At 44.5% G+C, this 12,929-nt stretch carries 13 protein-coding genes; 12 read left to right on the forward strand and 1 reads right to left on the reverse strand.

Features of this window, described 5'->3' with window-relative positions:
* Positions 1-132: 132 nt before the first annotated feature.
* From BCV39_RS12170 to BCV39_RS12200, 6 genes are all read left to right on the forward strand, one after another.
* Positions 133-894 carry a siderophore ferric iron reductase gene (locus BCV39_RS12170; protein ID WP_102431698.1) on the forward strand — a complete coding sequence of 254 codons (762 nt, stop codon included), beginning with the start codon at positions 133-135 and terminating at the stop codon, positions 892-894.
* A 77-nt stretch (positions 895-971) separates the two neighbouring features.
* Positions 972-1,757 carry an ABC transporter ATP-binding protein gene (locus BCV39_RS12175; RefSeq protein ID WP_102431699.1) on the forward strand — a complete coding sequence of 262 codons (786 nt, stop codon included), beginning with the start codon at positions 972-974 and terminating at the stop codon, positions 1,755-1,757.
* Between the two features lie 144 nt (positions 1,758-1,901).
* The gene (locus BCV39_RS12180; protein ID WP_102431700.1) at positions 1,902-2,993 is read left to right on the forward strand and encodes a PQQ-dependent sugar dehydrogenase; all 1,092 of its coding nucleotides are present in this window, start codon (positions 1,902-1,904) and stop codon (positions 2,991-2,993) included.
* Between the two features lie 445 nt (positions 2,994-3,438).
* Positions 3,439-3,648, forward strand: coding sequence for a cold-shock protein (locus BCV39_RS12190; protein WP_004737278.1), 210 nt, complete (start codon positions 3,439-3,441; stop codon positions 3,646-3,648).
* A gap of 117 nt (positions 3,649-3,765) precedes the next feature.
* Positions 3,766-4,305 carry a YaeQ family protein gene (locus BCV39_RS12195; protein WP_017631131.1) on the forward strand — a complete coding sequence of 180 codons (540 nt, stop codon included), beginning with the start codon at positions 3,766-3,768 and terminating at the stop codon, positions 4,303-4,305.
* The gene (locus BCV39_RS12200; protein ID WP_048659986.1) at positions 4,298-4,897 is read left to right on the forward strand and encodes a hypothetical protein; all 600 of its coding nucleotides are present in this window, start codon (positions 4,298-4,300) and stop codon (positions 4,895-4,897) included. Before BCV39_RS12195 ends, BCV39_RS12200 begins: the two co-directional genes overlap by 8 nt.
* Positions 4,898-5,370: 473 nt before the next feature.
* Here the strand turns inward: BCV39_RS12200 and folE are convergent, their stop codons facing one another.
* Positions 5,371-6,024 (reverse strand): GTP cyclohydrolase I FolE, encoded by a 654-nt coding sequence (folE, locus tag BCV39_RS12205; protein ID WP_048659985.1) that lies wholly within the window; start codon positions 6,022-6,024, stop codon positions 5,371-5,373.
* A gap of 216 nt (positions 6,025-6,240) precedes the next feature.
* Between folE and moeA the strand changes: the two genes are divergently transcribed.
* From moeA to BCV39_RS12235, 6 genes are all read left to right on the forward strand, one after another.
* Positions 6,241-7,476 (forward strand): molybdopterin molybdotransferase MoeA, encoded by a 1,236-nt coding sequence (gene moeA, locus BCV39_RS12210; RefSeq protein ID WP_048662565.1) that lies wholly within the window; start codon positions 6,241-6,243, stop codon positions 7,474-7,476.
* Between the two features lie 12 nt (positions 7,477-7,488).
* The gene (moeB, locus tag BCV39_RS12215; RefSeq protein ID WP_048662564.1) at positions 7,489-8,238 is read left to right on the forward strand and encodes a molybdopterin-synthase adenylyltransferase MoeB; all 750 of its coding nucleotides are present in this window, start codon (positions 7,489-7,491) and stop codon (positions 8,236-8,238) included.
* 253 nt (positions 8,239-8,491) lie between these two features.
* Positions 8,492-10,627 (forward strand): LruC domain-containing protein, encoded by a 2,136-nt coding sequence (locus BCV39_RS12220; protein ID WP_102432964.1) that lies wholly within the window; start codon positions 8,492-8,494, stop codon positions 10,625-10,627.
* An 11-nt stretch (positions 10,628-10,638) separates the two neighbouring features.
* Positions 10,639-11,247, forward strand: coding sequence for a hypothetical protein (locus BCV39_RS12225; protein WP_102432963.1), 609 nt, complete (start codon positions 10,639-10,641; stop codon positions 11,245-11,247).
* 161 nt (positions 11,248-11,408) lie between these two features.
* Complete coding sequence (locus BCV39_RS12230) at positions 11,409-11,723, forward strand: hypothetical protein (protein WP_102432962.1); 315 nt, start codon at positions 11,409-11,411, stop codon at positions 11,721-11,723.
* Between the two features lie 35 nt (positions 11,724-11,758).
* On the forward strand, positions 11,759-12,607 hold the full coding sequence (locus BCV39_RS12235) for a sulfurtransferase (protein WP_102432961.1): 849 nt from the start codon (positions 11,759-11,761) through the stop codon (positions 12,605-12,607).
* The last annotated feature ends 322 nt before the right edge of the window (positions 12,608-12,929 follow it).

Raw genomic sequence — 12,929 nt, forward strand, 5'->3', positions numbered from 1 at the left:
TAATGGCCAAGGCGCACTCAATTTATAAATCTTTTAAACCAAGAGTTCTCTGAAGAGATGCACCATTTTGTATGGTTATCGTCAATGAGGTTCGCTATGATAACGCAACTGATTCTCATTTAATGGTTTAAAATGCTTTCCCAGCTGCACAATATTGCCACTCGTCGCAGAGCCCCCTCCCTGCACCAGAAAATCTTCGCTTACTCAAAACAAATAACGCCTTATCTAAGCGGAAGTTATGGCTCTCTGAGCAGCAAAAGCATCGCAATGACAAACGATAAGAGCCATATCGAGATCAAACGTGTTTACGATGGATTAGCGGAAAATCACACAGAAGCAGGCAAAGCTTATTGGTTAACCCGAACTTGGGATCTAGTTTGTTGGCAACCTATCTATGTGACCTTCGTTTCTATCTACGGCCTTCACTCGCTGCCTGATATTAAGAATATCGGTCAGTTTAGGTACAAAGAGTTCGTCACAGGATACCGATTCTTTAATGGTGATCATCAACACGGCTCACCTGAGGAATTGATACCTAAAGCGGGCGAAGCCATACTTGCACTTACTGAGTTTTATCGCAGCCAAATAAGTGAATGGACACGCATCCGCCCAGGCTTTACTAACCATTTGCTGGCGGATCTACTGTTAGGCAGTTTGATCAAATTGCAGCAGCATGAACCGAGCCTGACCAACGACTACATCACAGCACAAGCTAAGCTTTGGTTAGAAGCATGCCAATTACCTGAAAGTCACTTAGACAGCCTCAAGGTCGATGCCGATTCAGGAATGCTTAAACTGATTAGAGTCAGCTGTTGCTTAGTTTACAAATGCGATTCGGGAAAGTATTGCGACGATTGTCCAAGACACCCCGATAACAAAAAAGCAGCACAATAACACCCTCTATTTTTAAAGGCCAATAACGCTCATTTGATTCCATTGAGTCGCTTTATTGGTCTAGACACAGGACTGACATGTTTCAGCTTTCAAACATCAAAATTGTTCGTGATGAACGAACCATTCTCTCAATTGAAGACCTTGCGATTCCGACCAATGAACTGACTGTCGTTCTTGGCCATAATGGTTCAGGTAAATCTACACTCGTTAATTTGCTATCAGGGCAGATGTCACCGGATCATGGTAGCGTTGAACTGGACGGCACTTCTCTTTCTTCACTAAAAAGCAAAGACTTAGCCAAGAAGATTGCGTATTTGCCACAAAAGCTCCCTGCTTCTGCTGGCTTAACGGTGGAAGAGCTGGTTCGTTTAGGGCGTTTCCCATGGAGAGGCGCGTTAGGTCGTTGGAATTCAGAAGATAAGTCGATCATCCGACAAGCAATGGAAAGAACCGGTGTTACTGAATTCTCACAAGCATTAGCGGATGACTTATCTGGTGGTGAACGTCAACGAGCGTGGGTCTCTATGTTGCTGGCTCAACAGTCACCGGTATTGATCCTTGATGAACCGACTTCTGCATTGGATGTTCATCACCAATTCCAACTGATGAGTTTATTGTCTGAACTGAACAAAAATGAAAACGTTGGCGTTATCGTGATTCTGCACGACTTGAACCTTGCACTGCGCTACGCGACGCACATCGTTGCTCTGAAGAAAGGTCAGATTGCATTTGAAGGCAGCGCCGATAAGTTACTCGATGAACAGGCTTTGTCTGCACTGTATGAGTCCCCAATTCGACTTATCGATCATCCAGTTCCAGCTAAGACAGCTGCAAGCGAAAAGGTCGCCGTTGTCTGCGAGTAACCCGAAGAATCAAAGTTAAGTGAATGAGGTACTCATTCTTTGGATAACTCACCAGCATAACGAGTGAAAACAGAGTAAATGTTTCCTTAAACTTAAATCAACACAAGCTACACTAATACCACCTCATGAAATCAAGAGACTTCAATGAACACTTATCACCGCATTCTATGCTCTGCTTTGGCACTTGTTGTGTCCAGTCCTATTGCCTCAACGGCGGCCTTCGCCTGGCAAGCTGAGAAGATCACAGACGGTCTCGTAATCCCATGGGGCCTAGCTTATGTCGATGACGACTCTATGCTTCTCACAGAAAAAGCCGGCGTTATTAAACACGTTAATTTGAAAACAGGTGACCAAAGCACACTATTCAGGCTGCCTGATGTTTGGGCAAAAGGTCAAGGCGGCGCTCTAGATATTACGTTTTCACCCTTTGAAGAAGACAAACTCTATGTGACGTATAGCAAAGACATCGACGATGAAGGCGTAACCACACTCGCTTCCGCTGATTACAAAAATGGTGAAGTGTCTAATTGGCAAGATGTGTTTGTTTCGAAGTCGAGAACCGATACTGGGCGTCACTTCGGGAGCCGCATTACGTTTGACGATAGCCACCTTTACTTTTCTATTGGCGACCGAGGGGATCGAGATAACGGCCAAAACACCATGACGCACGCAGGTTCAATATTACGATTAAATGCCGATGGAAGCACGCCAAGCGACAACCCTTTCACAGATAACGACAAGGTTCTCGACGAGGTTTGGAGTTTCGGTCACCGCAACCCGCAAGGGCTTTTCTATGATTTCCCAAGTCAAAAGCTTTGGTCTATAGAACACGGTCCGCGTGGCGGTGATGAAATTAACTTAATAAAAGCAGGAGCTAACTACGGATGGCCAGTCACATCACACGGTAAGGAGTATTGGGGCCCTATCAGCGTTGGCGAATCTGAAACCAAAGAAGGCATAGAAGCGCCTAAAAAGGTCTATGTTCCTTCAATCGCTCCGGGCAGTTTGATCGTCTACCAAGGTAACAAGTACCCAGAATTACAAGGCAAGCTGTTGGCAGGGGCACTAAAACTTACCCACATCAATATCGTCACAGTTAACGGGCAAGGTGAGGCAATCGAGGAAGAACGCATTTTAGAGGACTTAGGCGAAAGGATAAGAGACATCGAAACTTCACCAAACGGAGACATCTTCTTCAGCACCGATAATGGTAATCTATACCGCTTGAAAAAGTAGTGGCGACACCGATACAAACAGACGATATTTGATAATGATTTTATAAATAAAGCCGTTAAATACAGGCCCTCAAGTCAATTTAACGGCTTTCTTATCACAAAGTAGAATGTGCCAAAACAGTGCAACCACTCTAATTTTGTCATCAAATTCACCTAGGTTTTTCACAAAAACGACAAGAAATCACCATACAACTGTAACTCCATGATATTTAAGGAATGCAAAGTTTGACTACCCCCAAGTTTCTGCAACCTTTCACTATGGATTCGATTGACTATCCCCTGATTTGATTTAGACTCCATTTCGGCTAGAAAGAAAGTTCTTTGTATATAAACATTTCGTTGGATTACTAGTAACCCCGTTGTGTTGTACGCAATAGCAATAAACTTTTCCACGCTATCAGTGCCACAATTGGCTCACTATAAAAATTAATTTTAGGGATAACATCATGTCTAACACAGTTACTGGTACAGTAAAATGGTTCAACGAAACTAAAGGCTTCGGTTTCATTCAACAAGAAAACGGTCCAGACGTATTCGCACACTTCTCTGCAATCACTGGCGAAGGTTTCAAAACTCTTGCTGAAGGCCAAAAAGTTGAGTTCGTAGTATCTCAAGGTCAAAAAGGCCCACAAGCTGACAGCATCAAAGTACTTTAATTTAGTATTTTAAAGCTTTCTAAAAATAGCCAGCCTCTGCTGGCTATTTTTTTACCCGCTATTCAGAGATTTAAGGTAATATTCCCCTTCACTATTTCTACCTAAGACACCCTCTCAATGGCTCTTAAACCGACAATCTATAAGTTTCGTATCTCTTTAACTGATATGAATCGCGACTATTACGACTCTTTTAATCTAACGGTTGCACAACACCCTTCGGAAACAGAACAGCGAATGATGGCTCGAATCATGGCTTTCTGTATCAATGCCTCTCCTGAACTTGAGTTCACCAAAGGGTTGTCTAGCATTGAAGAACCCGATTTATGGCAGAAGTCGTTAGATGATCAAATCCTAGAATGGGTTGATGTCGGCGAACCCGATCCAGAGCGTGTTAAGAAGGCAACTCGTCTATCGAAATCAGTTCGCGTATTCAGCTTCAACACTAAATCAAATGTTTGGTGGGAACAGAACAAAGGCAAATTCGGTTATCTAAAAGCTCAAATCGTTCGTCTAGACAACGATGGTATTGAGCAGCTTGCAGCGATGACACAACGCACGATGGATCTTTCTGTCATGTTGACAGGCAACTCTGCTTTCGTTAATAGCGATACACAATCAGCAGAAGTCACATGGGAAGAGCTGCAGAGTAATGACTGAGCTTCCAACCAGTAATCAGCAAAAGCTTGAAGCAAACCAACAAGCTAAAACCAGACTTCACGTTTGTTTGAAGGAGTCTGGCTTAGACTCAGTAACTGCGATTGCGACAGGTTTTGAGAAAGAGCTAACGTCTTTTATTGACGAAAATCATGCCCTGTTTAAACACGCTTGCGAGAACAAACCGGACAACTCTGCACGTCAGACGTTGCTTGGTCTGCTAACTAAAGTACATATCGATGTAAGCTATCGCTTTGAAAGTAATAAAGAAGCGAATGAGGCGATGCAAAATGTATTCGATAATACAGTGGGCACTGAACATAGCGACAAGTTTCAAAACTCTAACGCCCAACAGTTAAAACTAGTCACGCATTTGTGGTTATTCATTCAAGGACGACTAGGAATGGATTACAGCCTAGCCAATGATCATGCTGCTGCGACCGCAACATTACTGTCTCGCCTTTCGAGAAATACTGATGACGAGATTCGAGTCGAGTTCATGGGCAGCTTTTATGATGGCTTGAACCTCTATCAAGCTGAGAACAAACCATCAGGTTTTGTTCATCGCTTTAAGCGTTTGTTTAATCTTACTTAAGCATTCCACCAGCAGTTGTTTCTAGTTACGCTCTATATTTTCGATAGAGCGTACTTTTCCTCTTCAGCCCCAAAAGATTCCCTATTACGCTCGTTCCTCGCTTTAGGGAATGACGAATATGACTGAGTCGCTCACTCTGCAAGATCGGCAGCGCGTGCTTCTAAAAGGCTGACAATAGAATACAAACTGAACCTCCACCCTCGTATTTTCCCTTATGAGCAAACCGATCTTCTCCGTCATCCCCAAGAAGGAGGAACGACTGAATCGGGGATCTCATACAAAATCAGAAAACAGCGCAGACAAACAGATTCCTTACTCGCTCCTTCTTCACTCTCGGTAATGACAACATTCGCAGTCATGCAGTTAACTTTATTACAGGCACAAAAAAGCCCCGCAGGAAGCGAGGCTTAGAATATTTTTAACGAACATCAATTTACAGAGGCTAAATCGCGTCCATCAAATAACGCAACGTATTAACGTAGGCCGTGTAAGAATTCGTGGCGCGTTGCTGGGTTTGATCTGAAGATACCACCCAATGCGGTTGTCGTCGTTTCGCTAGTTGCGTCCATTACACCACGTGATTTCACGCAGTAGTGAACCGCATCCATGGTTACAGCAACATCATCGGTTTCTAATAGCGTTTGCAATGCAACAAGGATCTGCTGTGTCATGCGCTCTTGAACTTGCGGGCGCTGAGCAAAGAATCGAACAATACGGTTAATCTTTGAAAGGCCGATGATTTTCCCACGCGGGATATAAGCGACCGCTGTTTTACCATCAATCGTCACTAAGTGGTGCTCACAAGTACTGGTCACGGTAATATCTTTTACACGTACCATCTCACGAACGCCCATCTTGTTTTCAATTACCGTAATTTTAGGGAAATTGGCGTAATCCAAACCAGAGAAAATTTCATCCACGTACATTTTAGCAATACGTTGTGGTGTTTCTTCCAAACTATCGTCTGTAAGATCAAGTTCAAGGAGAGTTAGAATCTCACGCATATGGTGTTCGATTCGTTCCTTTTTCTCTTCTCGGCTAACCTGATTAGGACGCATTGGTGTCTCTAATCCGCGGCTTGCTAGCGCATCTTTAACCAACTTCGCTGATTCGCTAAGACCTGACATTGAACTTCCTCTTTTATTGCCCCTTCTGGATGGCAAACAAGGATACTCGGAATTTTGAATAAATACACCCATATTTTAAGGGAGGTCATTATTTACGGGGGTTAAACTATGCTAAAGTGGCTGCAATTTCGTTGGTAAATAGTATTAATTTGATCATTATTGAATCACTGCTGCCAACCACCAAATCAAAATAATAACGACCAAAGGATTTCAATTATGGGCTGTTGCGACGCTCCCGGCTTAATGCCAATTGAAGAAGCACTAGACAAGCTGCTATCACCAATCAAACCAATCCAAACGACTTTATCTCTGCCTCTTGCTGAAGCATTAGGTTATGTCCTTGCTGAAGATATTCTTTCCCCTATTTTCGTACCTCCCTTTGACAACTCAGCAATGGACGGCTATGCACTGCGCTTAGCAGACCTTGAAAACGGTAAAATGCTGCCTTTAGCGGGTAAGTCTTTTGCAGGTCAACCTTTTGAAGGTGAATGGCCAGCAAATACCTGTATTCGCATTATGACTGGCGCAAAGATCCCGGAAGGGTGCGACGCCGTAATCATGCAAGAAAACACGGTTGAAACTGACGCTGTCATTGAGATTCAACAAGACGACATCAAGCTGAACAATAACATTCGTCCTACTGGTGATGACATCAAGCAGGGTGATATCGTACTTAGCCGCGGTGAACGTTTAACACCTCGTGATATTCCAATGATTGCTTCACTGGGTGTAAGCCACGTTACAGTACTACACAAGCCTAAAGTCGCGTTCTTCTCTACTGGCGATGAACTAAAACCATTAGGCCAGCCTCTTGAAGACGGTCAGATCTACGACAGCAACCGCTACGGCATTAAACCGCTGATTGAAGCGTTTGGTTGTGAAGCTATCGACCTAGGTATCATCCCAGATTGCCCTGCAACGCTTAAAGAGACGTTCGAGAAAGCACAGCAAATAGCAGACGTGGTTGTGACTTCTGGTGGCGTAAGCGTTGGCGAAGCTGATTACACGAAAGACATTCTTGAAGAACTGGGGCAAATCGGTTTTTGGAAACTTGCAATCAAACCCGGTAAACCGTTCGCATTTGGTGAGTTGGATAACGCGTGGTTCTGTGGCCTACCGGGTAACCCAGTATCAGCGATGATGACGATGTACGTACTGGTTCAACCTATGCTGGCTAAGCTTGCGGGTCATACCGCGTGGACAGCACCAGAATCTATTCCTGCTATCACCAAGTCTGCATTCAAAAAAGGCCCAGGCCGTACTGATTACCAACGTGGCATCTACTCGATTGAAAACGGTCAGTTTGTCGTAGAAACAACCGGTAACCAAAGCTCTGGCGCTTTCCGCTCAATGAGTTTAGCAAACTGCTTTGTGGTACTAGAGCGCGAACGCGGTCGTGTTGAAGTTGGTGAAACGGTTCAGATCCAACTGTTTAACTCGACGCTTTACTAACGAGGCTCACTGATGGAAATACTGTCTGACACAGAGATGCTTCGCTACAACCGCCAAATCATCCTTAAGCAGTTTGATTTTGAAGGCCAAGAAGCGCTAAAGCAGAGCTCAATCTTAGTATTAGGGGCTGGAGGCTTAGGTTGTGCCTCTGCTCAATACCTTGCGACCGCGGGGATTGGTAAGCTGACACTGATCGACGATGATATTGTCGAGCTTTCAAACTTACAGCGACAAGTCCTTCACGCCGATGCTGACATTGGTAAGAAGAAAGTCGATTCTGCCGCTGAGTCGCTGCAGGTATTGAACCCTCATCTGACAATTGAAACTGTCGACCACAGGCTTGATGATCAAGCGCTTGCAAAGTTGATTGAAACTCACTCTCTTGTTCTTGATGCCAGTGACAACGTCGAAACACGTAATCAGTTGAACCGCCTATGTTACGCATCGAAAACACCATTAGTCTCTGGTGCTGCGATTCGAATGGAAGGTCAGATTAGCGTATTCACTTATCAAGACGCCGACGCGCCGTGTTATCAGTGCTTGAGTGCTCTATTCGGCAACGCCGCACTAAGCTGTGTTGAAGCGGGTGTAATGGCACCTGTTGTTGGCATGGTAGGCGCGGCGCAAGCTCTAGAAGCGATTAAGGTGATTGCTAAATTCGGGCAACCAAAGCAAGGCAAGCTTTTGATACTCGATGCGATGTCGCACAGCTGGCGTGAGATGAATTTGATGAAAATGCCTAATTGCTCGGTGTGTGGATAGACTAAACCATCCTCCTCTTATCGAGAGCCTAAGCCTTGACTATAAGTCAGGGCTTTTGTATTCCTGAAGTTTAGCTTCTACTCAGGGTTATCAATTTGAAATAATTATTAAGGGATTAGTTTCATTTGAATTCTCATTTTGAGAAAACAACAAGAACTTGAATTATCAAAAATAAAAACATATAAAATCATAAGCTTAAAAATGGCACATTACTTGACTAAGTATCTAGACCTTCCATCACAAGGATGTAGATATGAGAATTACAACGTTAAGTTTGCTATTAAGCGCGCCACTGGTCGCCAACGCAGCGCCATTCGATACTTGCCCGAGTAAGGCATACCTCTTTCAATCCACCCCTGTGGAAGTTTGGGGCGTTAACCTAGTGACTGGTTCAACGACCCTTCTCGAAGACGACACGGGGATGAACGCTAACATCAATGGTGTCGGTTTCGACTTCGAAGACAGATACATCTACGGTTATGACACCACTAACAAGCGCTTGGTGCGCCTAGGCAAGGATTTCCAAGCAGAAGTCATCAACACCAGTGGACTGCCGACAGACCATACCTTCTATGTGGGTGACGTTTACGATCATGTTTACTACCTGTACCGCACTGGTAAAGGGCTCTTCACGGTTGATCTATCACCTTTGGATTCTGATCCAAATGCGACAGTTACCGTTAACAAAATCGCAGGCAGCCCAGCAACAGTGAAATTAACTGATTTCGCTTTCCACCCAAGCGATGGCTCTCTATATGGTATCGATAATAACTCTGGTGGCTTATACAGCTTCAACCCTACAACTGGTGCCGAAACCTATATCGGCGACACCGGCGAGTTAGGTACGTTCGGTGCTGGCTATTTTGATGTCAATGGCTACTACTACGTATCGCGAAATCAAGACGGTAAAATTTACCGTATCAACCTGTCTCCAGACAACGCTGCCAATATCGCGGCAGGTATTGTTCCAGCCGTTGAATTTGTTTCGAATGGCCCAGCTTCTGGTCAAAACGATGGTGCTCGTTGTGCCAACGCACCTGTTGTTGATGAAGATTCAAACATCGACTTCGGTGACGCGCCAGACAGCTACCTAACTCTACTAGCGAGTAATGGTCCTCGACATGAACTCGATGGTGTCACATGGTTAGGGACAGATGCACCAGATGCAGATCTGGATGGATACGTTTCTCCACAATCGGATGAAAGCGTCGGCATTGATGACGAATGGACGAATGGTGGTATCGGCTTCGTAACCGCACTTGAAGCTGGCCTCGATTCGAAAGTAATTATTGAAGCTTCAACAACGGGCTATCTTTCAGCTTGGATAGATTGGAACCAAGACGGCAGCTTCGACGGCGCCAACGAACAAGTCTTTACCGATTACTTATTGGCGGCCGGTGAGAACGACTTATTCTTAAATGTCGATATTAATGCCTTAACGGGTACCACTTGGGCTCGATTCAGATTCAGCCAACAAACTAACCTGAGCTACTTTGGTGGTTCTACCTCTGGTGAGGTGGTCGATATTCAAGTCGATGTTCTTAATGATGGCGCAACGGCTCGTTACTTCCCAAGTGCTTCTGGCTACGCCACCCTAGCGTATGAAGACAATTGGCCTTATAAAGCCGACTATGACATGAATGATGCCGTTATCATGTATCGCATCACTGAGATCTTAAAAGACGGTAAGGTTGTTAAGTCTACCATCGATGGTCGCCTAGCGGCTGTGGGGGCAACCTACAAAAATGGCTTTGCGATTCGCCTACCAAACCTTGCACCAAGCTCGGTAGATACCGTTAACTCATACATGAAACACAATGGCGTATTCACCGATTTAGGTATGGAAGACGGTCGTAGTGAAGCTATCTTTATCGCCGCTGAAGACTTGTCTGAAAAAGCGAATACTTCATGCGCCTTCTACCGTACAAGCAACGCTTGTAAAGAAGATGAACAGTTCGCATTCCAAATCGGTATCAACTTATCAGGCGACGGTGTGAGTACTGCGTCATGGACAGACATGCCTTACGACCCCTTCATTTTTGCAACACCGGGCTACTATCACGGCGACAACCTACCGATGCACCCAGGGCGTAGTTGGGAAGTTCACTTGCCAGACCAAGCACCAACCGAGGCCTTTGACACTGTGAACCTATTTGATTCTGGAATCGGTGTTGATGATAGCGACCCAGCAACAGGTAAATATTTCAAAACAGCAGAAAACCACCCTTGGGCACTGATTATCACGTCAACAGAAGAGTGGGAATGGCCACAAGAATACGTTGATATCGTAACTGCTTACCCAGAGTTTAAGCAGTGGGCAGAGTCAGGTGGTGACAATAACCAAACTTGGTACACATCACCAGCAGACAACCAATGTTACGAGCCATAAGGAGAGACGTCATGAGTATCAAAGATAAACCTAATCGCGAACATCATAACGTTGAGTTGAGAAGCAACCTCTCTAAGGAAAATAATATGTCTGCACAAAGCTCTTGGAACATGAAGAAAACAATGACCGTAGTTTTAGCTACAGCCCCACTCCTACTAGCAGGTTGTGGTGGGGGCGGAGGTGGCGGTGGTGGCAGCACGGCTTCTCCTTCACCATCATCACCGGCGACACCTGCAACGCCAGTAACTGCAACGCCATCACCGTCTCCAGTAGCCAGTGCAGCAGCGGAACCAACTTACACTATGAGTGATTTAGTGGTACCCGATGGTTTTGATTACAGCTCTGTAGAGCAGTTTGATATCGACATCGACATCAGTAGTATTTCAACAGACCGTTCATTTGTTACCGTGTATAGCCGTTTTAGTGCTCGTGACGACTCGACATTGAAACCAGACTACTCAAGCAAAGTGATTGCAGGATCATTAAACAATGGTGTGTTCGCCTCTAACTTCTCTAGCCCAGTCAACCACGATTCACTTCTTGTTGAGATTTGGTTTTACGATGGGCAGCCACCTCTACAAAAAGTAGTATCGAGCAGCAACTCTCAGATCGTGTGGTAATGAAAGTTTAGCTTCGAATATCAGCAACTAAAAGTGAGCAGCAATGCTCACTTTTTTAATCGCCCCACACTAATAACAGCGAAAATTATCTGATAGGCGTTCATTCACTTTACTTCGAATCTAACTTATATTTTCAAGATAACCTTCAAAGACTTACTCTCATGAAACAGTTAAAAATAGGTCTACTTATATTAATGTGTGGTGTCGGCGTATTAGTTGCTCTTACCCATTTCCCGTTAACGTCACAGACGGGGCAACGTATTGAAGCCAAAGTGATTTCTAACACGCTCACTCAGTCACTAGACGGACATAGGCGCTACCTCACGGTTGAAACTCAAAACAACGAGATATTTCGCGTTTCCATTCCACCAACAACAGACTGCCCTCTTGATTCTGTGGTCGCGCTTGATACATTAAACAATCAAATAACCGGACAAAGCAGCTATCAGTTCATCCACTGTAGAACAGCGCCTTAGTCGTCGATATAACAACAAGAATGGATATAAGAAGAATGACTCAGCCACTCATTTCACCAGAACAACTTCAACAACGTTTGCTAGAAGAAAACAACATTATAATCCTAGATGCCAGTATCGAATTTCAGATCCCAAGTGAGTCAGAAAAGATCAAAGGACAAATGATTCCTGGGGCTATTCGTTTTGACTACAATAAAGACTTTTGTAACAAGCACACTTTGCTTCCTCACATGTTCCCGACCGAAAAACACTTCAACACTCGCGCAAAAGAAATTGGCATCAATCAAGACAGTACGGTTGTGGTTTACGATAACTCAGGAACCTTCGCATCCCCTCGTGCGTGGTGGATGTTTATGGCAATGGGACACAACGACGTATACATCTTAGATGGCGGTTTGCCAGCTTGGATCGAAGCCAGTTACGCGACCGAGACTGACTATCGAACCGAAGTAAAAGTGGGTGATTTTGAAGGCAATATTCAAGACAACTATTTTGTTACTGCTCAGCAGATTGAAGGTTACTCCACTGCCAAAAGCGCAAACATTGTCGATGCTCGTTCTCAAGCTCGCTTCGATTCAGAAGTTCCTGAGCCACGTGAAGGCTTACGTAGTGGCCATATACCGAATTCGATTTGCCTACCATTTGCCCAAGTGCTCGATAACGGTAAGTTAAAGCCTCAAGAAGAGCTCGTCGATATCTTTTCAACGTTGCAATTAACCCCTTCTCAGCCGATGTTCTTTAGTTGTGGTTCTGGAGTAACAGCCTGCATCATATTATTAGCCGCTAAACTGGCCGGATATTCAGGTGAAATGGGCGTTTATGATGGCTCATGGACTGAATGGGGCGCTAACGAGAAATTACCCATCACTGTGACTAAAAGGTAATTCAACTTCGCTTAATGCCACTGTTAGAATATACTGCGCATGCATAAAGAGCTTACTCGTAGTGATGACTTAACGTCTCACACAGTAAGCTCTTTGCTTTGCGGTAATGCTACGTCGTTTGAAAACAAATCTGGATTTACTCGGTTGCTTTTTAATCTATAGCGATTTATTGACCATAAACCGTGATTAATCTTGGGTAAATCGTTATCAATGTGGTGAATAATAATATTTCACTCAAGAATCTCTGCTCGTAGTCGTTACACTATTTAATCATTGATACTGTCATCATTGATGTTTGTATCTTTCGTTGCACGAATCACGC

The organism is Vibrio sp. 10N.286.55.E10 (assembly GCF_002872555.1).
In the GTDB taxonomy this organism is placed as follows: domain Bacteria; phylum Pseudomonadota; class Gammaproteobacteria; order Enterobacterales; family Vibrionaceae; genus Vibrio; species Vibrio crassostreae.

Coding starts and splice junctions, on each gene's coding strand:
- BCV39_RS12170 (WP_102431698.1), top strand. CDS start 133: ATGCTTTCCCAGCTGCACAATATTGCCACTCGTCGCAGAGCCCCCTCC.
- BCV39_RS12175 (WP_102431699.1), top strand. CDS start 972: ATGTTTCAGCTTTCAAACATCAAAATTGTTCGTGATGAACGAACCATT.
- BCV39_RS12180 (WP_102431700.1), top strand. CDS start 1,902: ATGAACACTTATCACCGCATTCTATGCTCTGCTTTGGCACTTGTTGTG.
- BCV39_RS12190 (WP_004737278.1), top strand. CDS start 3,439: ATGTCTAACACAGTTACTGGTACAGTAAAATGGTTCAACGAAACTAAA.
- BCV39_RS12195 (WP_017631131.1), top strand. CDS start 3,766: ATGGCTCTTAAACCGACAATCTATAAGTTTCGTATCTCTTTAACTGAT.
- BCV39_RS12200 (WP_048659986.1), top strand. CDS start 4,298: ATGACTGAGCTTCCAACCAGTAATCAGCAAAAGCTTGAAGCAAACCAA.
- folE (WP_048659985.1), bottom strand. CDS start 6,024: ATGTCAGGTCTTAGCGAATCAGCGAAGTTGGTTAAAGATGCGCTAGCA.
- moeA (WP_048662565.1), top strand. CDS start 6,241: ATGGGCTGTTGCGACGCTCCCGGCTTAATGCCAATTGAAGAAGCACTA.
- moeB (WP_048662564.1), top strand. CDS start 7,489: ATGGAAATACTGTCTGACACAGAGATGCTTCGCTACAACCGCCAAATC.
- BCV39_RS12220 (WP_102432964.1), top strand. CDS start 8,492: ATGAGAATTACAACGTTAAGTTTGCTATTAAGCGCGCCACTGGTCGCC.
- BCV39_RS12225 (WP_102432963.1), top strand. CDS start 10,639: ATGAGTATCAAAGATAAACCTAATCGCGAACATCATAACGTTGAGTTG.
- BCV39_RS12230 (WP_102432962.1), top strand. CDS start 11,409: ATGAAACAGTTAAAAATAGGTCTACTTATATTAATGTGTGGTGTCGGC.
- BCV39_RS12235 (WP_102432961.1), top strand. CDS start 11,759: ATGACTCAGCCACTCATTTCACCAGAACAACTTCAACAACGTTTGCTA.